Origin of the sequence: Agromyces sp. PvR057 (assembly GCF_040547485.1) — a bacterium.
Taxonomy (GTDB): Bacteria; Actinomycetota; Actinomycetes; order Actinomycetales; family Microbacteriaceae; genus Agromyces.
This window is the reverse complement of record NZ_JBEPPT010000005.1, coordinates 100,213-119,363: the sequence shown is the minus strand read 5'-3', so window position 1 is coordinate 119,363 and position 19,151 is coordinate 100,213. Positions and strand designations below refer to the sequence as shown.

At 71.0% G+C, this 19,151-nt stretch carries 16 protein-coding genes; 5 read left to right on the top strand and 11 right to left on the bottom strand.

All coding sequences use genetic code 11. The features are described from left to right. Window positions 1-242: 242 nt before the first annotated feature. Complete coding sequence (locus tag ABIC29_RS16590) at window positions 243-845, bottom strand: nucleoside/nucleotide kinase family protein (RefSeq protein ID WP_354247192.1); 603 nt, start codon at window positions 843-845, stop codon at window positions 243-245. Between the two features lie 62 nt (window positions 846-907). On the opposite strand from ABIC29_RS16590, the gene ABIC29_RS16585 reads away from it, so the two are divergent. Then, entirely contained in the window at window positions 908-1,789 is an 882-nt protein-coding gene (locus ABIC29_RS16585; protein ID WP_354247189.1) for an iron-sulfur binding domain-containing protein, read from the top strand. A gap of 51 nt (window positions 1,790-1,840) precedes the next feature. Here the strand turns inward: ABIC29_RS16585 and rbfA are convergent, their stop codons facing one another. The 4 genes from rbfA to nusA all read right to left on the bottom strand — a co-directional run bounded on the left by rbfA (window position 1,841) and on the right by nusA (window position 6,799). Next, the gene (rbfA, locus tag ABIC29_RS16580; RefSeq protein ID WP_116082967.1) at window positions 1,841-2,326 is read right to left on the bottom strand and encodes a 30S ribosome-binding factor RbfA; all 486 of its coding nucleotides are present in this window, start codon (window positions 2,324-2,326) and stop codon (window positions 1,841-1,843) included. 219 nt (window positions 2,327-2,545) lie between these two features. Further along, window positions 2,546-5,368: a translation initiation factor IF-2 gene (infB, locus tag ABIC29_RS16575; RefSeq protein WP_354247185.1), complete on the bottom strand. Its 2,823-nt coding sequence runs from the start codon at window positions 5,366-5,368 to the stop codon at window positions 2,546-2,548. A gap of 83 nt (window positions 5,369-5,451) precedes the next feature. After that, window positions 5,452-5,715 carry a YlxR family protein gene (locus ABIC29_RS16570; protein WP_116082972.1) on the bottom strand — a complete coding sequence of 88 codons (264 nt, stop codon included), beginning with the start codon at window positions 5,713-5,715 and terminating at the stop codon, window positions 5,452-5,454. 85 nt (window positions 5,716-5,800) lie between these two features. Further along, window positions 5,801-6,799 carry a transcription termination factor NusA gene (nusA, locus tag ABIC29_RS16565; RefSeq protein ID WP_116082974.1) on the bottom strand — a complete coding sequence of 333 codons (999 nt, stop codon included), beginning with the start codon at window positions 6,797-6,799 and terminating at the stop codon, window positions 5,801-5,803. A 214-nt stretch (window positions 6,800-7,013) separates the two neighbouring features. Here nusA and ABIC29_RS16560 point away from each other — a divergent pair, with 214 nt between their 5' ends. Further along, complete coding sequence (locus ABIC29_RS16560; protein WP_354247181.1) at window positions 7,014-7,823, top strand: DUF1206 domain-containing protein; 810 nt, start codon at window positions 7,014-7,016, stop codon at window positions 7,821-7,823. Window positions 7,824-7,908: 85 nt separating this feature from the next. Here ABIC29_RS16560 and ABIC29_RS16555 read toward each other — a convergent pair whose 3' ends face one another. The 3 genes from ABIC29_RS16555 to ABIC29_RS16545 all read right to left on the bottom strand — a co-directional run bounded on the left by ABIC29_RS16555 (window position 7,909) and on the right by ABIC29_RS16545 (window position 12,257). Then, window positions 7,909-9,675 carry a proline--tRNA ligase gene (locus ABIC29_RS16555; protein ID WP_354247178.1) on the bottom strand — a complete coding sequence of 589 codons (1,767 nt, stop codon included), beginning with the start codon at window positions 9,673-9,675 and terminating at the stop codon, window positions 7,909-7,911. Between the two features lie 110 nt (window positions 9,676-9,785). After that, a complete protein-coding gene (locus ABIC29_RS16550; RefSeq protein WP_354247175.1) occupies window positions 9,786-11,381 on the bottom strand; it encodes a hypothetical protein in 1,596 nt (531 codons plus the stop codon). 288 nt (window positions 11,382-11,669) lie between these two features. Next, window positions 11,670-12,257, bottom strand: a complete 588-nt coding sequence (locus ABIC29_RS16545) for a PadR family transcriptional regulator (protein WP_116084706.1) — start codon at window positions 12,255-12,257, stop codon at window positions 11,670-11,672. Between the two features lie 237 nt (window positions 12,258-12,494). On the opposite strand from ABIC29_RS16545, the gene ABIC29_RS16540 reads away from it, so the two are divergent. Further along, a complete protein-coding gene (locus ABIC29_RS16540) occupies window positions 12,495-13,754 on the top strand; it encodes an FAD-dependent oxidoreductase (RefSeq protein ID WP_354247169.1) in 1,260 nt (419 codons plus the stop codon). A 65-nt stretch (window positions 13,755-13,819) separates the two neighbouring features. On the opposite strand, the gene ispG is transcribed toward ABIC29_RS16540, so the two are convergent. From ispG to ABIC29_RS16525, 3 genes are all read right to left on the bottom strand, one after another. Next, window positions 13,820-14,950: a flavodoxin-dependent (E)-4-hydroxy-3-methylbut-2-enyl-diphosphate synthase gene (gene ispG / locus ABIC29_RS16535; protein WP_116082988.1), complete on the bottom strand. Its 1,131-nt coding sequence runs from the start codon at window positions 14,948-14,950 to the stop codon at window positions 13,820-13,822. Between the two features lie 94 nt (window positions 14,951-15,044). Then, on the bottom strand, window positions 15,045-15,674 hold the full coding sequence (locus ABIC29_RS16530; RefSeq protein WP_354247166.1) for a CoA transferase subunit B: 630 nt from the start codon (window positions 15,672-15,674) through the stop codon (window positions 15,045-15,047). A gap of 1 nt (window position 15,675) precedes the next feature. After that, a complete protein-coding gene (locus ABIC29_RS16525; protein ID WP_116082990.1) occupies window positions 15,676-16,449 on the bottom strand; it encodes a CoA transferase subunit A in 774 nt (257 codons plus the stop codon). 128 nt (window positions 16,450-16,577) lie between these two features. On the opposite strand from ABIC29_RS16525, the gene ABIC29_RS16520 reads away from it, so the two are divergent. Both ABIC29_RS16520 and ABIC29_RS16515 read left to right on the top strand, forming a co-directional pair. Next, the gene (locus ABIC29_RS16520; protein WP_116082992.1) at window positions 16,578-17,762 is read left to right on the top strand and encodes an acetyl-CoA C-acetyltransferase; all 1,185 of its coding nucleotides are present in this window, start codon (window positions 16,578-16,580) and stop codon (window positions 17,760-17,762) included. A 103-nt stretch (window positions 17,763-17,865) separates the two neighbouring features. Continuing rightward, window positions 17,866-19,119, top strand: coding sequence for a low temperature requirement protein A (locus ABIC29_RS16515; RefSeq protein WP_354247162.1), 1,254 nt, complete (start codon window positions 17,866-17,868; stop codon window positions 19,117-19,119). Window positions 19,120-19,151 lie beyond the last annotated feature (32 nt).

The window sequence follows — 19,151 nt, the reverse complement described above, 5'->3', positions numbered from 1 at the left end:
GAACCGAGGGCGCGCGCGAGCGCGCGGCCTGGATCGTGCAACCCTGGGCGGGCGCAACGAACGTTCGGGTCTTCGGGTGGAGCGGGGTTGGGTTCGCACAGCCGGGGGCAAAGGCTGTGAACCTTCAGTATGGCCTCTTCGAATCGTCCGCGTCCACTGGTTGCCGTGTCGTGATCGACTTGTGCCGCGAACTGGGGTCATGCCGCTTCGCGGCAGCGCGATTCGAGGTCGGATGCCGGTGGTCAGCCCCGCCAGGCACCGGCCGATCGGGGGTGTTCCGGGTCGCGATCGTCGACGACGACGACGTCGCCATCGCGGGGGTCGGACTCGGCGTAGGCGATGACGTCGGCCGGATCGACGGGATCACCGTCGAGCACGATCGGCACGTCCCAGAGTTCGGCGAGGCGCGGGCGCAGCACGAACCTGCCGTCGAGCACGAGGATCGCGTCGGGCGGTCCCGTGATCCACCTCGGCTCGATCCAGGCGTCTCGGGACGGGTCGAGCACCGCGGTCACGAACGCGGTGGACCCTCCCATGCGGAACGGCTCGACCAGCACGCGCCGAAGGGTCGACTCGTCGAACCCGTACCGGAAGTACCGCTCGGGGGTGTCGTCGCCGAAGGCGTCCTGCGCGGCGCGGGAACGGTGGAAGCCCTCCATGCTCGCCCGGAACACGCGGTGGCCGCGCTCGCGGAGCACCTCGGCGAGGTCGTCGCCGAACGCGGTCTTGCCACTGCGGAACGGGCCGTCGACGGCGACGATCATGCGCCCGCGACCGTACCGCAGCAGGATCTCGTCGGAGAGCTGCCGAAGGAACGTCACGCGCGGCGTCGTCACGAGGTGCATGCGCCCATGCTAGCCAGTGCGCACCGGGGTGCGGCGTCGGCTCCGTTGCCTAGGCTTGGAGGATGCCCGCAGCCCCCGACCTCGCCGAGGCCGTCAACGACTGGTTCGCGGATGCCGCGCGCCCGCTGCCGTGGCGTGCCGCGGACGTCTCGCCGTGGGCCGTGCTCGTGAGCGAGTTCATGCTGCAGCAGACGCAGGTCGCCCGCGTGATCCCTCGGTGGCAGGCGTGGATCGAGCGCTGGCCGACGCCGGCCGCGATGGCCGCCGCTCCCCCGTCCGAGGCCGTGCGCGCGTGGGATCGCCTCGGGTATCCGCGGCGCGCGCTGTGGCTGCACCGGGCCGCGACCGCGATGGTCGAACGCCACGACGGCGAGGTCCCGCGCGACCTCGACGACCTGCTCGCGCTCCCCGGCGTCGGACCGTACACGGCACGAGCCGTGGCGGCGTTCGCGTTCGGCGCGCGGCATCCGGTCGTCGACACGAACACGCGTCGAGTGATCGCGCGGGCCGTGCTCGGGCAGGGACACCCCGGCCCGCCGTCGACCCTACGCGACCTCGCGGCGATGGCTGCGCTGCTCCCCCGATCGGATGCCGCGGCACGCACGTTCAATGCCGCCGCGATGGAGCTCGGGGCGACCGTGTGCACCTCCCGGTCGCCGCAGTGCGACATCTGCCCGATCGCCGCGCAGTGCGCGTGGCGGATCGCCGGAAGCCCCGAGTACGACGGCCCGCGTTCGGCGAAGCAGGCCCGGTTCGAGGGGTCCGACCGCCAGGTGCGCGGGCTCGTCATGCGCGAGCTGCGCGCGGCGCACCGGCCGGTGACGCGCGCCGAGCTCGACACGGTGTGGCCCGATGCAGCCAAGCTCGATCGTGCGATCGGGTCGTTGGTGGGCGACGGGCTCGCGGTGCCGGGCTCCGACGGCTTCACGCTGCCCGACGCCTGAGACGACGAAGGCACGCCCTCGCGGGCGTGCCTTCGTCGGTCGTGCGATCGGTCAGCGGGCCGAGGCGCTCTCGTCGGCGTCGTCGGATTCGTCCTCGTCGGATTCGTCCTCGTCGAAGTCGCGCGGCTTCACGTACGGGTCGGCGTCGCCGGCGTACTCCGCCGTGCTCGCCGCCGCCTCGGTCTCCGCGTCGCGAGCACGGGCCTCGCGCAGCAGCGCGGCGATGTGATCGGCGTTCTCGGGGATCGCGTCGAGGATGAACTCGAGCGTCGGCGTGAGCCGAGCGGTGATGTTGCGACCGACCTCGGTGCGCAGCATGCCGGTTGCAGCCTTCAGCGCGAGGGCCGAGTCGCTGCGCTCCTCATCGGTGCCGTACACCGTGTAGAAGATGCTCGCGTGCTGCAGGTCACCGGTGACGCGAACGTCGGTGATCGTCACGAAGCCGAGTCGGGGGTCGCGGAGGCCCTTGTCGAGTCGTCGGGCGACGATCTCCTTGATGCGGTCCGCCATCTTTCTGGCGCGTGCCGGATCAGCCATGCACTGTCTCCTTCCGAAGAGCGGCCGGGGGGGGGGGGGGGGGGCCCCCCCCCCCCCCCCCCCCCCCCCCGCGGGGCCCCCCCCCCCGGGGGGGGGGGGGCGGCGGGGGGGGGGGGGGCGGCCCCCCCCCCCCCCCCCCCCCCCCCCCCCCCCCCCCCCCCCCCCCCCCCCCCCCCCCGGGCGGGGGGGGGGGGGGGGCCCCCCCCCCCCCCGACTCGACTACGCGCGAGGCTTCTCGCGCATCTCGGTGGTCTCGATCTCGTCGCCCACCTGGATGTCGTTGAACTTGCCGAGGCCGATACCGGCTTCGTAGTCCGTGCGCACCTCGGTGACGTCGTCCTTGAACCGACGAAGCGACTCGATCGCGAGGTTGTCGCCGACGACGACGCCATCGCGGATGACGCGTGCCTTGGCGTTTCGCGTGATCGTTCCCGACCGCACGATGACACCGGCGATGTTGCCGAACTTCGAGGAGCGGAACACCTCGCGGATCTCGGCGACACCCGACTGGACCTCTTCGAACTCGGGCTTGAGCATGCCCTTGAGCGAGTCCTCGATCTCGTCGATCGCGTTGTAGATGACCGAGTAGAAGCGGATGTCCACGCCCTCGCGAGCGGCGCGCTCGCGCGCCTTCGTGTCGGGACGCACGTTGAAGCCCACGATGATCGCGTTGTCGATCGTTGCGAGGTTGACGTCGCTCTCGGTGATGGCACCGACACCGCGGTGGAGGATGCGCAGCTGCACCGAGTCGTCGACCTCGATCTTGAGGAGCGACTCCTCGAGCGCCTCGACGGCACCCGAGACGTCACCCTTGATGATGAGGTTGAGCGACTCGACCTTGCCCTCTTCGAGTGCACGGGTGAAGTCCTCGAGCGAGATGCGCTTGCGAGCCTTGGCCAGCTGGGCGTTGCGCTCAGCGGCTTCGCGCTTCTCGGCGATCTGACGCGCGGTGCGGTCCTCCTCGGTGACGAGGAAGGTGTCGCCGGCACGCGGCACGCTCGAGAGGCCCTGCACCTGCACGGGGCGCGACGGCGTGGCCGCGAGCACGGCGTCGCCGTTCTCGTCGGTCATCGCACGGACGCGGCCGTAGGCCGTGCCCGCGACGATCGCGTCGCCGACGCGCAGCGTTCCGGACTGGATGAGCACGGTCGCAACCGCACCACGGCCCTTGTCGAGCTTCGCCTCGATCGCGACACCACGTGCGTCCTTGTTCGGGTTCGCACGCAGGTCGAGACCTGCGTCGGCCGTGAGGAGCACGGCGTCGAGCAGGTCCTGGATGCCGATGTTGTTGCGAGCCGACACGTCGACGAACATGACGTCTCCGCCGTACTCCTCGGCGACGAGGCCGAACTCGGTGAGCTGCTGGCGCACCTTGGCCGGGTTGGCGTCGTCCTTGTCGATCTTGTTGACCGCGACCACGATCGGCACGTTCGCCGACTGCGCGTGGTTCAGGGCCTCGATCGTCTGGGGCATGATGCCGTCGTCGGCCGCGACCACGAGGATCGCGATGTCGGTGACCTGCGCACCACGGGCACGCATGGCGGTGAACGCCTCGTGGCCCGGCGTGTCGATGAAGGTGATGGGACGGTCGATGCCCTCGTGCACGGTGTGCACCTGGTAGGCGCCGATGTGCTGCGTGATGCCGCCCGCCTCGCCTGCGACGACGTTGGCGTTGCGGATCGCGTCGAGCAGTCGCGTCTTACCGTGGTCGACGTGACCCATGACGGTCACGACCGGCGGACGCTGCTCGAGCACGTCGTCGCCCTCGTCGTCGAGTTCGCCGTCGAGGTCGATGTCGAAGCCCTCGAGGAGCTCCTTGTCCTCGTCTTCGGGCGAGACGACCTGGATCTTGTAGCCGAGCTCGGCGCCGAGCACCTCGAAGGTGGCCTCGTCGAGCGACTCCGTCGCCGTGGCCATCTCACCGAGGTGGAACAGCACGGTCACGAGCGAACCGGGGTTCGCGTCGATCTTGTCGGCGAAGTCGGAGATCGACGAACCGCGACGCAGGCGGATGACGGTGTTGCCGTCGCCACGGGGAACGCTCACGCCGCCGAGCGACGGGGCCTCCCGCATCTCGAATTCCTGGCGCTTCGTGCGCTTCGACTTGCGGGCCTTGCTCTTGCCGCCACCGCGACCGAAGGCACCTGCCGTGCCGCCGCCGGGGCCGCGACCACGGCCGCCGCCACCGCCCGCGGGACGCGGGCCGCCGAAGCCGCCTGCACCGGGGGCGCCGCCGCCGGGGCGCTGGAAGCCACCGCCGCCGCCGGGACGTGCGCCGGCGCCTGCACCGGCACCACCGGGACGCTGGAAGCCGCCGCCGGGGCGACCGCCTGCACCCGCCGGACGAGGAGCACCCGGACGGGGCGAACCCGGACGGGGCGCCTGCGGGCGCGGGATGTTGCCGGGGCTGGGCCGCTGGCCCATGCCCTGAGCGCTGGCGAAGGGGTTGTTGCCGGGACGCGGGGCAGCGGGCTTCTGGCCCATGCCCTGCGAGCTCGAGAACGGGTTGTTGCCCGGGCGCGGTGCGGGCGCGCCGGGGCGAGGAGCTCCGGGGCGCGGAGCCGAGCCGCCGGGCTTCGCCGCGGAGCCGGGCTTCACGGCGTCGGTCGGCGCAGCTGCCTGGGCGGCGGCGGGCGTCTCCGCGGCAGCCGCCTTCTCGGCAGCGGCCTGCGCGGCGCGCTCTTCAGCCTGGACCTGGCGCTCGGCCACGGTCAGCGGCACCTCGGCGGGTGCAGCGGCGGCGGGCGCCTCGGCCGGAGCCTCGGGCGCGACGACGGGCTTGGGGGCCGGCTTGGGGCCGGGCTTGACCGCGGCCGGACGTGCCGGTGCGGCGGGCGCAGCGGCGGCGGCGGCGGGTGCGGCGTTCTTCGCCGCAGCGCCTGCTGCTTCGAGCGCGGCCTTCAGGCGGCGCGCGACGGGGGGTTCGATGGACGACGAGGGTCCCTTGACGTACTCGCCCATCTCCTTGAGCTTCTCAAGGGCGATCTTGCTGTCGACGCCGAGTTCGGATGCGATCTCGTGTACGCGTGGTTTGGCAGCCACTTCTCTCCTGTTCCGGGTCTGACCCCGGACAGGGGCAGACCATCAATGGCGGACGGGACTCATTTCGAGCCGCTCATTAGTTGTCACTCATTGGTCATCACTTGGGTGTTCAGCCTGTTCTCTACGTTGCCGGTGTCCACTTCGCCGCGAATGCGGAGTGCGCGCCCGAAGGCGCGCTTCCGAACGGCGAGCCGGTAGCACTCGAGTGTCGGATGCAGCCACGCACCCCTCCCTGGAAGCACGGCCGAAGCATCAGCCACGACCTGCGATTGTTGGGAGACGACCCTCAGAAGTGAGGATCGTGGAGCGCGCGAACGGCATCCGATGCACGTTCTGACGGGTTCCATCCTACACCTCCGGGGCTGGGCGCCGCGGACGCCCTGATCTGGCTCGTGCCGACCGGGCCGGTGGAACCGGCCCGGTCGCGCCGACTCAGTTCGACTCGAGGACCGAGTCGGGCTGGATGTCGATCTTCGCGCCCGTGAGCTTGGCGGCGAGTCGGGCGTTCTGGCCCTCCTTGCCGATCGCGAGCGAGAGCTGGTAGTCGGGCACGAGGGCCCTGACGGCCCTGGTCGACTCGTCGATGACGAACGCGCTCGTGACCTTCGCCGGCGAGAGCGCGCTCGCGACGAACGTGGCGAGGTCGTCGGAGTAGTCGACGATGTCGATCTTCTCGGCGCCGAGCTCGGCCGTGACCGCGCGGACGCGCTGCCCCAGCTCGCCGATCGCCGCACCCTTGGCGTTGATGCCGGGCTGGTTGGCGCGCACCGCGATCTTGGTGCGGTGACCGGCCTCGCGGGCGAGCGAGACGATCTCGACGACGCCGTTCGCGATCTCGGGCACCTCGAGTGCGAAGAGCTTGCGCACGAGCGCCGGGTGGGTTCGCGACACCGTGATCGAGGGGCCCTTCGCGCCCTTCGCGACGCTCGTGACGTAGACGCGGATGCGCTGTCCGTGGGGGTACTCCTCGCCGGGCACCTGCTCCTCGGGAGGCAGGATCGCCTCGACCGAGCCGAGGTCGATGTGGATCATGCGGGGATTGGGACCCTGCTGGATCACACCGGCGACGATGTCGCCCTCGCGACCGCGGAACTCACCGAGCACCGCGTCGTCGGCCAGGTCGCGCAGGCGCTGGTTGATGACCTGCTTCGCGGCGAAGGCCGCGATGCGACCGAAGTCGCTCGGGCTGTCTTCAGCCTCGCCGATGACGTTGCCCTCTTCGTCGAGTTCGGGAACGTACACCGACACGTGACCGGTCTTGCGGTCAAGCTCGGCACGCGCGCCATCGGGGTTCGCGTGGCCGTGCTGGCCGGGGTTCGTGTGCTTCAGGTAGGCCATGAGGATGGCCTGCTCGATGATCTGCACCAGTTCATCGAACGGGATCTCTTTCTCGCGCTCCATCATGCGAAGCACGCTGAGGTCGATATCCATCGCCGGCCTCCTCTATTCAGCTCTCGTATTCAGTTGCGCCCGGAATGCCGGGCGATCTTCAAGGGTACCGGATGCCCGGCGCTGTCGAAATACCGAGCGTGGGGATGTCGTGCCGCAGAACGCCTCCGGAGGGGCGCTCAGGGCGCGTTACCCTCACGGGCGGTGCATGCGCAAGGGGGCGTCGGCCGGTCGAGCCCGTCGATACGCTGTGCCGATGACCCCCGACTCCATCAGATCGACCGCGAGCGCCGCCCAACGCTCGAGCACCTTCCGCATCCTGGCCCGCGCGGGCTACGTCGTGCTCGGCATCGTCCACATCATCATCGGCGCCATCGCCGTATCGGTCGCCGTCGGCGCAGGCGGGGGCGAGGCCGACCAGAGCGGCGCGATGGAGCAGATCTCTCGCGTGCCGTTCGGCGTGATCGTGCTCTGGATCATCGCGCTGGGCCTGACAGCGCTCGCGCTGTGGCAGATCGTCGAGGCGTTCCTCGAGCAGGATGCCGACGCCAAGAAGAAGTGGGGTCGTCGTGCGAAGGAGATCGGGACCGCCGGCGCCTACCTCGCGATCGCCTTCACCGCGCTCGTCTACGCGCTCGGCGGATCCTCCGACTCCTCGGAGTCGACGACGACCTTCAGCGCGAACCTGCTCTCGAGCCCCGGCGGCGTGTTCCTGCTCGTCCTGGTCGGGCTCGTCATCCTCGGCGTGGGCGTCGCGTTCGTCATCCGCGGCATCCGCAAGGACTTCGAGCGTCAGCTGTCGCTGCCCGCGGGCAAGCCCGGTCGGGGCATCAGCACGCTCGGCACGGTCGGCTACGTCGCGAAGGGCGTCGCCGTCGCGGTCGTCGGCGTGCTCTTCGTCGTCGCGGCCTTCACCCACGATCCCGAGAAGGCCGGCGGCCTGGACACCGCGCTGAAGAGCCTCGCGGAACTGCCGTTCGGCCAGATCATCCTGTGGCTCGTCGGAGCCGGCGTCATCGTCTACGGCGTCTACTGCTTCTTCCGGGCACGCTACGCCAAGATCTGACGCAGGACGCCGGACATGGCGATCGCCCGGGGGGACCCCCCGGGCGATCGCGCGCGACCCGTCGGCCTGCGCCGTCGAACCCGCGTCAGCCCTTCAGTGCCGCGACCGCGTCGGCCGCGGGGAGCGTCTGGCGCTCACCGGTGCGGCGGTCCCAGAGCTCGACCTCGCCGTCGGCCGCGCCGCGGCCCACGATGAGGATGCGCGGCACACCGATGAGCTCCGCATCGCCGAACTTCACGCCGGGCGAGACCTTGGGGCGGTCGTCGTAGAGCACCTCGAGGCGGGCCTGCTCGAGCTCGCCCGCGAGCTGCTCGGCGAGCTCGAAGGCGACGGCGTCCCGGCCGGTCGCGACGACGTGCACGTCGAACGGCGCGATCGACTCGGGCCACACGAGGCCCTTCTCGTCGTTGTTGCCCTCGGCGATGATCGCGAGGATGCGCGTGACGCCGATGCCGTACGAGCCCATGGTGACGGTCGCGAGCTTGCCGTTCTCGTCGAGCACCCTGAGGCCGAGCACCTCGGCGTACTTGCGGCCGAGCTGGAAGACGTGACCGATCTCCATGCCGCGCGCGAGTTCGACCGGGCCGGAGCCGTCGGGTGCCGGGTCGCCCGCGCGAACATTCGACGCCTCGACGGTGCCGTCGGCGACGAAGTCGCGGCCGGCGACGAGCCCGAAGACGTGCTTCTGGTCGAGGTTGGCGCCCGTGATCCACTCGGTGCCGTCGACGATGCGGGGGTCGACGAGGAAGCGGATGCCGGTGGCCGACGTCTCGCCGAGCACCGCGCCCTCGGGCGACCAGGGGCCGATGTACCCCTTGACGAGGCCCGGGTTCTTGGCGAAGTCGGCCTCGGTCGCGGGTTCGACCTCGGCGGGCGCGAAGGCGACCTCGACGCGCTTCATCTCGACCTCGCGGTCGCCGGGCAGGCCGACGACGACGATCTCCCGGGTGCCGTCGAGGTGGGTCAGCGCGAGCACGACGTTCTTCAGCGTGTCGGCGGCCGTCCACTCCCGACCGTCGGGCCGGGGGTGGTTCGCATTCGCGAGATCGACGAGGGTCGCGATGGTCGGCGTGTTGGGCGAGTCGAAGACCTCGGCCGCGGGCAGGCCCTCGATCGGGGTCGCCTCGGGCACCACGGTCGTGAACGCCTCCACGTTCGCCGCGTATCCGCCTGCGGAGCGCACGAACGTGTCCTCGCCGACGGGGGTCGGGTGCAGGAACTCTTCGCTCTTCGAGCCGCCCATGGCACCGGCATCCGCCTTGACGATGACGTACTCGAGGCCGAGGCGGGTGAAGATGCGCTCGTAGGCGTCGCGCTGGGCCTGGTAGCTGGCGTCGAGGCCCTCGTCGGAGATGTCGAACGAGTAGGCGTCCTTCATGGTGAACTCGCGGCCGCGCAGGAGGCCGGCCCGGGGGCGGGCCTCGTCGCGGTACTTGTCCTGGATCTGGTAGATCGAGAGCGGCAGGTCCTTGTACGAGTTGTAGAGGTCCTTCACGAGCAGCGTGAAGACCTCCTCGTGCGTGGGCGCGAGCAGGTAGTCGCCGCCCTTGCGGTCCTGCAGGCGGAACAGCCCGTCGCCGTACTCGGTCCAGCGGTTCGTGGCCTCGTAGGGCTCGCGCGGCAGCAGGGCCGGGAAGTGCACCTCGTGGGCGCCCGCGTTCGTCATCTCGTCGCGGACGACGGCCTCGATCTTGGCCTTGACGCGGAGCCCGAGCGGCAGCCACGCGAACACGCCCGGAGCCTGTCGGCGGATGTACCCCGCGCGCACGAGCAGGCGGTGGCTGGTCACCTCGGCGTCGGCGGGGTCTTCGCGGAGCGTGCGGAGGAAGTAGTTGGAAAGGCGTGTGGGCACCCGACGATTCTAGTGAGCGTCGGATGCCGCCATCGAAACCGCCTTCTGGACGGGCCGCGCGGCGAGGAGCGGGCGGGGCGCTCGGCCCCACCCGCTCCCCCGGTGTCGGATCAGGCGCTCCGGCGTCGCGCCATCGCGCCGGCCGCGACGGCGATGCCGCCGAGCAGGAGCGCGGAGAGCGCGAGCAGGCCGGGCAGCACGGGCTCCGTGCCCGTCGACGCGAGCACCGGCGCCGCGATCGTGTCGTCCGCGACGACGACGACCGCCGGCACCGCAGCGGGCACCGCGGCCGGTGCCGCGACCGGGCCGGCCTGAGTGGGCACCCCCTCGGGCGTGAACAACGGCACGCCGCCCACCTTGCCGAAGGCGAAGATGAACGTGTTCGGCGTGCCGGTCGCGGCATCGAGCGAGCTCTGGCCGAAGGAGTACGCCTCGGCCCCGACCGCGCCGAGCGCGAGCTGCGCCTCGGCCTCGGTCGCCGCCGCCCCGTAGAAGATCACGAACGAGAGCGAACCTCCGGGTGCGAGGCCGCCGAACCGGAAGTCGAACAGCGCGCCGATGTCACCCGGGCCCTGGTCGACGCCGTTGCCCTCGAAGAGGATGCTCGAGGGGCCGGACAGCGGGTTCGGACTGGCGAAGCCGTCGTCGCTCGTGTAGAACAGCGCGCTCGCCGATCCGCCGTCGATCGTGACGAACTCCTCGAAGGCGGTCGGCTCGATGTCCCAGTCCATCAGGCGGCGGTACTGCACCGTGGCGATGGCGGCACCCGAGACGTTCTCGATGGTGACGTTCACCTGGTAGAGGTTCGGCGTCGCCGTGGAGGGCACGTACTGATGGGTCACGCGGAACACGGGCGCGTCCGCGGCATCCTTGACGAGCACCACCGAGGTGGCGGTCGAGCCGGTGAACTCGAACGACTCGACCTCCAGGTTCGTGCCGCCGGGGCCCTCGGTGTCGAGATCGGCGCCGCCCCAGACACCGGATGCGGGATCCGCGACCCCCCAGCCCTCGCAGAGGCAACCGGGCGACGTCGAGTCGTACCCCGTCGGCAGGTACGCCAGGCCGGCGTCGCCGGGACCGGCGGCCGACCCCGTCGCGTCGGTCGTGTTCAGCTCGCCGGTCGGGTTCACCGCCAGGAGGATCGTGCCGTTGGTGATGCAGACCGCCGGGAAGCACGGACTGCCCGGCGTCGGCAGCGCCGCCACGATCGGGCCGGCGTCCGCAGCGGCGAACAGGGTCACCGTCGGCTCGGCGACGTCGGCGGCGAGCGTCTCCTCGACCGTGGTCTCGGGCGCCGCGACGACGACCTCCGGCGCCTCGACCGCGTCGACGATCTCGGATGCGGCGGCCTCGGACGACTCATCCGCGGCTGGTTCGGCGGCGGGTTCGCTCTCCGGCTCGACGGCCTCGCCGGCCGGCGCGGACGACTCGGGCTCGGCGGCCGGTTCCTCGGCGGCCGGTTCCTCGGCGGCCGGCTCCACCGCGGCGGGGTCCTCCGGCACGACGGTCGCCGCGGCATCCGGTGCCTCGACGGCCTCGGCGGGTGCGGTCGACTCCTCGGCGGCGACGGTGGCTGCCGGCGGATCGGGGATGGCGTCATCGGCGATCGCCGGCAGTGGTGCGAGCGCGAAGGCCAGCGCGGTCATCGTCGCGACAGCGCCGGCGGCGAGTCCGAATCGGGCTCGCGGGGACAGTTCGGTGGACATGTTCGCTCCGTTCGAGTGGGGCCCGGGGGGAACGGGTTGGCGGCGTCCAGTCCGCGTTTCGGAGCCGGACGGCCGTCACGATACCCCCGCATCGCCGAGGCCATGTCAGGGTCCGCCCTGACGTCCACCCCCGGCATGCCTCCAGTTCGGGGGACGCCCTCGAATCGGCTCGCGAGACGCCTCGAACGCAGAAGGGCACCCGCCGGGCTCGATGCCGGGGGTGCCCTTCAGGTGCTCGTGCGTCGACGCCGGCCGCCGCGGCTCACGTCGAGACGGGGCCGCGTCGTCTCACTCGGCGAGGATCAGGTAGAGCGCCTTGCGCGCTTCGTCGATCTTCGCGGCCGCGGCCGCGCGCTGCTCGTCGGTCGCGCCGTGGCGGAACTGGCCCGCGACGCCCATGAGCTTGCCGATCGCCTGGAAGAGCTCGGTGGCCGACTCGCTGGGCCGCGGCACGGATGCCCAGGCTCCCGCGATCTCGTCCTCGTGCTCGGCGATGTAGGCGCGCCCGTCGTCGGTGAGCTGGAACTCGGTCTTGCGACCCTCGCCGACGGCGACGATGAGCTCTTCGTCGACGAGCTGCTGCAGCGTCGGGTAGACCGAGCCCGGGCTCGGGCGCCAGGCGCCCTCGGTCTTCTCGGCGACGGCCTTGATGATCGCGTAGCCGTTGCTCGGGCTCTCGGCGAGCAGCGACAGGATCGCCGCGCGCACGTCGCCCTTCGAGCGGCGGCGCGGACCGCGGCCGCCGAAGCCGGGGCCGAAGCCCGGGCCGCCGGCGAATCCCGCGTCGCCCCAGGCGCCGGGCCCGTGGTGCGGGCGGCCGAAGCCGGGGTCGTGGTGGAAGCGGCCCTCGCCGCGCTGGGGGTGCTGGTGGGACATCCGGTCGTGTCGACGGGCGGCACCGCGGAAGTCTGCTTCGATGAAGTGTTCGCGTGACATGTGCGAACTCCTTTCGGTTCGTGTGGAAGATGACTCACAGAACTTCTGTGATGGGTCAACGATATATCGTTATAACGACGATGTCAACCCGTGGTCGCTTCGCGCCCGCCTGCCGCGCACCGCGGGCTAGGGTGAGCGCGTGAGTGAACGCCGCAGGTCAGCAGGGATTCCGCGCCCATGAGGGTCGCCGTCGTCGGCGGTGGGGCGGCGGGCCTCACGACCGCATGGCTGCTCGATCGGCACCACGAGGTGACGCTCCTGGAGCGCGACGATCGCCTCGGGGGCCACGCCGACACGCGCACGATCGACATCGACGGGCAGCCGCTCGAGGTCGACGCCGGCTTCCAGTTCTTCTCCCCCGGGCCCGCCTACTCGACGTTCAACCGGCTGCTCGACGCACTCGGCATCGACCGGGAGTCGTATCCGGCCACGCTCACGGTCGCCGACACGCGCTCCGGCCGGGCCGTCGCGATGCCTCCGGCGAGCGCGGGCCGCGTCGCCTGGCCGTCGCTCGCGCCCGAGCGACTCACGACCTTGCTGCGGTTCCGCTCGTTCCTGAGTCGGCTGCCGGCGTTCCTCGCTCGTCACGACGCATCGATCACGGTCGCCGAGTACCTCGAACGCGAACGGCTGCCGAAGGCGTTCACCGACGACTTCCTCGTGCCGCTGCTGCTCTCGTTCTGGTGCGTCGACCGCGACGAGTTCCTCGGCTTCTCGGCACGCAACGCGCTCTACTACCTCGGCATGAACGCCGGCAGCGGGCTGCGCGCACCCGTGCAGAGCGAGATCCCGGGCGGCCTGCGCGTCTACGTCGACGCCCTCGTCGGGTCACTCGAACGCACGCGGGTGCGAACGGATGCCGCGACCACCCGCATCTCGCGGGAGGACGGACGGTTCCTCGTCGAGTCATCCGACGGCAGCGTGCAGGAGTTCGATCGCGTCGTGCTCGCCTGCAACGCGCGGCAGGCGGCCGAACTCGTCGCCGACATCCCCGAGCTCGCCATGATGCGCGCGCAGCTCGACCGGTTCCGGACCTTCGAGACGCGCATCGCGATCCACGGCGACCGCAGGCTCATGCCGCGCGACGAGGCATCCTGGTCGGTCGTGAACGCCAGGTGGGACGGCGAGCACAGCTCCCTCACCGTCTGGAATCGGCGACGCGGGCTGCCCGTCTTCAAGAGCTGGGTCACCTACGACGACGAACTGCCCGATCCGCTCTACGCCGTGGCCGCATACGAGCACGGCATGATCACGCCCGAGTACTTCGACGCGCAGGCGACCCTGAAGGGCCTGAACGGGGCTCACGGGCTCTGGCTCGCCGGCCTGTACATGCACGACGTCGACTCGCACGAGAGCGCGATCCGGTCGGCCGTGACCGTCGCATACGCCCTCGCGCCGGACTCGCCGCGCCTGCGCGCGCTCGTCACACCCCGCTGACAGGGACCGAACCCCCGCTCGTCCGAATCGACGAGGCCAGCCCGACGGGCTCCTGAGGTTCCGACCTACGGGGTCAGGACCTGCGGGCTGCCGACCGGGGCATCCGCACCCATCTCGTCGGCGATGCGGTTCGCCTCTTCGATGAGCGTCGCGACGATCTCGGACTCGGGCACGGTCTTGATGACCTCGCCCTTGACGAAGATCTGCCCCTTGCCGTTGCCGGATGCCACGCCGAGGTCGGCCTCGCGCGCCTCGCCCGGGCCGTTGACGACGCAGCCCATGACGGCGACGCGGAGCGGCACGGTCATGCCCTCGAGTCCGTCGGTCACGTCGTTCGCGAGCTTGTAGACGTCGACCTGCGCGCGACCGCACGAGGGGCACGAGACGATCTCGAGCTTGCGCTCGCGCAGGTTGAGCGACTGCAGGATCTGCAGGCCGACCTTGACCTCCTGCGCCGGAGGAGCCGACAGCGAGACCCTGATGGTGTCGCCGATGCCCTCGCCGAGGAGGATGCCGAACGCCGTCGCCGACTTGATGGTGCCCTGGAACTCGGGGCCCGCCTCGGTGACGCCGAGGTGCAGGGGCCAGTCGCCGCGCTCCGCGAGCAGGCGGTAGGCCTTGACCATGACGATGGGGTCGTTGTGCTTGACCGAGATCTTGAAGTCGTGGAAGTCGTGCTCCTCGAAGAGGCTCGCCTCCCAGACGGCCGACTCGACGAGCGCCTCGGGCGTCGCCTTGCCGTACTTCTGCAGCAGGCGAGGGTCGAGCGACCCGGCGTTCACGCCGATGCGGAGCGAGACATCCGCCGCCTTCGCGCGCTTCGCGATCTCGGCGATCTGATCGTCGAACTTGCGGATGTTGCCGGGGTTCACGCGCACCGCTGCGCACCCCGCATCGATGGCCGCATAGACGTAGTTCGGCTGGAAGTGGATGTCGGCGATGACCGGGATCTGGCTCTTCTTCGCGATGATCGGCAGGGCCTCGGCGTCGTCGCGGCTCGGCACGGCGACGCGCACGATGTCGCAGCCGGACGCGGTGAGCTCGGCGATCTGCTGCAGGGTCGCGTTGATGTTCGTGGTCGGCGTCGTGGTCATCGACTGCACGGACACCTGGGCGTCGCCGCCGACGAGCACCTTGCCCACCTTGATCTGACGGGACTTGCGTCGCGGGGCCAGGACTTCGGGGATCTTCGGCATTCCGAGATTGACTGCAGGCACGTACTCAGTCTAGTTCCGGCTCGGCACACGACGCCTCGATGCACCGGATGCCTCGGCAACGCCCAGCCCGCGCTCAGGTGATCAGCGGCGGCTCGGTCGCCGCGATCACCTCGTCGACGCTCACCCCAGGCGCGCACTCGACGAGGCGCAGGCCCTCGGCCGTCACGTCGATGACCGCGAGGTCGGTGATGATGCGGTCGACGACGCCGCGCCCGGTGAGCGGCAGCGCGCACTCGTGCACGATCTTCGGCGAGCCGTCCTTCGCGACGTGCTCCATGAGCACGATCACGCGACGTGCACCGTGCACGAGGTCCATCGCGCCGCCCGGGCCCTTCACCATCTTGCCGGGGATCATCCAGTTCGCGAGGTCGCCGGTGGCGGAGACCTGCATGGCGCCGAGGATCGCGGCATCGATCTTGCCGCCCCGGATCATGCCGAAGCTCGTCGCCGAGTCGAAGTACGCGGCGCCGGGCAGCACGGTCACGGTCTCCTTGCCCGCGTTGATGAGGTCGGGATCGACGTCGGCCTCGCGCGGGTACGGCCCGACGCCGAGGATCCCGTTCTCGGACTGCAGCACGACGGTCACGCCGTCGGGCACGAAGTTCGGCACGAGCGTCGGCAGCCCGATGCCGAGGTTCACGTAGGAGCCGTCGGCGAGTTCGCGTGCCGCGCGCGCGGCCATCTCGAGCCTGGTCAGCGCCATCTCAGGCCTCCTCTCGCACGGTGCGGCGTTCGATGCGCTTCTCGATGTCGGGCCCGACCACGACGACCCGGTCGACGAAGACGCCGGGCAGGTGCACGGCATCCGGATCGAGGTCTCCGGGCTCGACGAGGTGCTCGACCTGGGCGATGCACACCCGCCCGGCCATGGCCGCGAGCGGTGAGAAGTTGCGGGCCGACTTGTCGAACACGAGGTTGCCGTGACGATCGCCGCGCAACGCGTGCACGAGCGCGAAGTCGGTCGTGATGGCCTCCTCGAGCACGAAGTCGCGCTCGCGCCCGGCGAACGTGAAGGACTGCACGGGCTTCGCGGGGCTGGCCACGGCGATCGCGCCGTCGGTGCCGTACCGTCGGGGCAGGCCTCCCTCGGCGACCTGCGTGCCGACGCCGGTCTGGGTGAAGAACGCGGCGATGCCGCTGCCGCCTGCGCGGAGCTTCTCGGCGAGCGTGCCCTGCGGCGTGAGCTCCAGCTCGAGTTCGCCCGAGAGGTACTGCCGTTCGAACTCCTTGTTCTCGCCCACGTACGACGAGGTCATCTTGCGGATGCGACGGGCGGCGAGCAGCACCCCGAGGCCCCAGTCGTCGACCCCGCAGTTGTTGCTCACGACGCTGAGCTCGTCGACGCCGCTCGCGAGGAGCGCATCGATCAGCACCATCGGGATGCCGCACAGCCCGAATCCGCCGACGGCAATGCTCGCCCCCGAACCGATGTCGGCGACCGCCGCCGATGCGCTCTGCACGACCTTGTCGAGTGCCATGTGCGACCTCCTCGTCGACTGGGAATGACGGATGCCTCGCACCGGACTTCGTGAATCCGGTGAATGCTCCCTAACCGAATCGTAGGATGGAAGCAGCGCACAGCCAACCCCCGACGAAGGAGTCCCCGATGCCCACCACCGATGTCGTCATCATCGCCGGAGCCCGCACGCCGTTCGGCCGCATGAGCGGCAACCTCGGCACCCGCTCCGCCGTCGAGCTCGGCGCGGTCGCGGTCCGTGGTGCGCTCGCGAAGGCCGGCGTCTCCCCCGACGACGTCGACCAGGTGATCCTGGGCCAGGTGCTGCAGGCCGGCGCCGGGCAGAACCCCGCCAAGCAGACGGCCGTCGCGGCCGGCATCCCGTGGCGGGTGCCGGCGATCACGATCAACAAGGTGTGCCTCTCGGGCCTCGTCGCGATCGCGGATGCCGCCCGGCTGATCCGCCTGGGCGAGGCATCCGTCGTCGTCGCCGGCGGCCAGGAGTCGATGACGCAGGCGCCCCTCGTGCTGCCCGGCTCCCGCAAGGGCTGGGCGTACGGCAGCGTCGAGATGCTCGACCACGCGGCCCACGACGGCCTCACCGACGCCTTCGACCAGGAGTCGATGGGTGCGTCGACCGAACGCGTGAACGGCCGCATCGGCCTCACCCGCGGCGAGCAGGACGAGATCGCCGCGGCCTCGCACGTGCGCGCCGGAGCCGCCGCCGCCGCCGGTCTCTTCGACGACGAGATCGTGCCCGTCGAGGTGCCGCAGCGCAAGGGCGACCCGATCGTCGTGTCCGCCGACGAGGGCGTCCGTCCCGATTCGACGGCCGAGGTGCTCGGTCGCCTCCGTCCGGCCTTCGCCGAGGGCGGCACGATCACGGCCGGCAACTCCTCGCCGATCTCCGACGGCGCCGCCGCGGTCGTCGTCGCGAGCCGCGACTGGGCGGAGTCCCGCGGACTCCCCTGGCTCGCGCTCGTGGGCGCATCCGGCCAGGTCGCCGGCCCCGACAACTCCCTGCACTCGCAGCCCTCGAACGCGATCGCCGCGGCCCTCGAGAAGCAGGGGCTCGCGGCATCCGACCTCGACCTCGTCGAGATCAACGAGGCGTTCGCCGCGGTCTCGCTGCAGTCGATGCGCGACCTCGACCTCGCCGCCGAGCGGGTCAACGTGCACGGCGGCGCGATCGCGCTCGGCCACCCCATCGGCGCGTCCGGCGCCAGGCTCGCGCTGCACGCCGCGCTCGAACTCTCCCGTCGCGGGGGCGGCCGCGCGGCCGTCGCCCTCTGCGGCGGCGGCGGCCAGGGCGAGGCGCTGCTGCTCTCCCGCTGACGCGGCTCCTCGACGGGCGGATGCCGCGGCGACGGGGTTCTCGCGCAGGTCGGATGCCGCGGCATCCGCTCGTCGTCGGCGCGAATCGTGCCACGATAACGCCATGAGCCAGACCGCCCAGCCGCCGCTGCACCACCGACTGCGTCGCATGGTGGGCCGCGACCCCGGTGAGATGCATCGCACGGCGACCCCGCTCGAGCTGCTCTACGACCTCACCTTCGTGGTCGCGTTCAGCCAGGCCGGCAGCCAGGCCGCGCACCTGCTCGAACTCGGCCACTTCGTGCCCGCGGCGCTCGCGTTCGGCTTCGCGGTGTTCGCGATCTGCTGGGCGTGGATCAACTACTCGTGGCTCGCCTCGGCCTATGACAACGACGGCGTCTTCGTGCGCATCGCGACGATGGTGCAGATGCTCGGCGTGCTCGTGCTGGCGCTCGGCCTGCCCGAGTTCTTCACCTCGATCGACGAGGGCCACCACGTCGACAACTCGGTGCTCATCGCCGGCTACGTGGTGATCCGCGTGTCCACGATCGCCCTGTGGCTGCGCATCGCGCGCGACGACCCGACGGCCCGGCGCACGGCGATCGGGTACGCGATCTCGCTCGGCATCATCCAGGTCGGATGGGTCGTGCTCATCTTCGTGAATCCGCCCTTCACGATGGCGCTCTGGCTCATGTTGCTCTTCGGGATCCTCGAGGTGATCGTGCCGCCGCTCGCGGAGCGGCGCGGAGGCACGACGCCGTGGCATCCGCATCACATCGCCGAACGCTACGGACTGCTCGTCATCATCACGCTCGGCGAGGTCGTGCTCGGCACGATCCTCGCGATCTCGGCGGTGGTCGAGGAGCAGAGCTGGTCGATCGAGGCGGCGGGCGTCGCGTTCGGCGGAACCCTGCTCGTGTTCGGCCTGTGGTGGAGCTACTTCACGATGCCCTCCGGCACGCTGCTCTCCGTGTTCCGAAACCGGTCGTACGTCTGGGGGTACGGTCACATCATCGTCTTCGGGTCGCTCGCCGCGACCGGCGCCGGCCTGCACGTCGCGGCGAACGTCATCGCCGGCGAGGCGCACATCGGCACGGTCGAGGCGCTCCTGACGATCGTGATCCCGGTCGCGGTCTTCCTCACCGCACTGTTCGTGCTCTACGCGCTGCTCATCGGCGGGTTCGATCCCTTCCACATCGCGCTCTTCCTCGCGAGCGCCGCGGTGCTCGCCGGGGCGGTCATCGCCGTCGCCTCCGGAGCCAGCCTGCCGACCGGCATCCTCATCACCGCGTTCGCCCCGGTCGTCGTCGTCATCGGCTACGAGACGGTCGGCCATCGCCACCAGGCCGCCGCCCTCGATCGGGCGCTCGGCGACTGACCGGCGCATGCGACGAGAGGCGGATGCCGCGG

Bases quoted from the DNA above. Each gene is read 5' to 3' on its own strand.
- ABIC29_RS16545 (WP_116084706.1), bottom strand. From the start codon at position 12,257: ATGTCCCACCAGCACCCCCAGCGCGGCGAGGGCCGCTTCCACCACGAC.
- ABIC29_RS16550 (WP_354247175.1), bottom strand. From the start codon at position 11,381: ATGTCCACCGAACTGTCCCCGCGAGCCCGATTCGGACTCGCCGCCGGC.
- ABIC29_RS16585 (WP_354247189.1), top strand. From the start codon at position 908: ATGCCCGCAGCCCCCGACCTCGCCGAGGCCGTCAACGACTGGTTCGCG.
- ABIC29_RS16530 (WP_354247166.1), bottom strand. From the start codon at position 15,674: ATGGCGCTGACCAGGCTCGAGATGGCCGCGCGCGCGGCACGCGAACTC.
- ABIC29_RS16525 (WP_116082990.1), bottom strand. From the start codon at position 16,449: ATGGCACTCGACAAGGTCGTGCAGAGCGCATCGGCGGCGGTCGCCGAC.
- ABIC29_RS16570 (WP_116082972.1), bottom strand. From the start codon at position 5,715: ATGGAACCCGTCAGAACGTGCATCGGATGCCGTTCGCGCGCTCCACGA.
- rbfA (WP_116082967.1), bottom strand. From the start codon at position 2,326: ATGGCTGATCCGGCACGCGCCAGAAAGATGGCGGACCGCATCAAGGAG.
- ispG (WP_116082988.1), bottom strand. From the start codon at position 14,950: ATGCCGAAGATCCCCGAAGTCCTGGCCCCGCGACGCAAGTCCCGTCAG.
- nusA (WP_116082974.1), bottom strand. From the start codon at position 6,799: ATGGATATCGACCTCAGCGTGCTTCGCATGATGGAGCGCGAGAAAGAG.
- ABIC29_RS16515 (WP_354247162.1), top strand. From the start codon at position 17,866: ATGAGCCAGACCGCCCAGCCGCCGCTGCACCACCGACTGCGTCGCATG.
- ABIC29_RS16590 (WP_354247192.1), bottom strand. From the start codon at position 845: ATGCACCTCGTGACGACGCCGCGCGTGACGTTCCTTCGGCAGCTCTCC.
- ABIC29_RS16560 (WP_354247181.1), top strand. From the start codon at position 7,014: ATGACCCCCGACTCCATCAGATCGACCGCGAGCGCCGCCCAACGCTCG.
- ABIC29_RS16540 (WP_354247169.1), top strand. From the start codon at position 12,495: ATGAGGGTCGCCGTCGTCGGCGGTGGGGCGGCGGGCCTCACGACCGCA.
- ABIC29_RS16520 (WP_116082992.1), top strand. From the start codon at position 16,578: ATGCCCACCACCGATGTCGTCATCATCGCCGGAGCCCGCACGCCGTTC.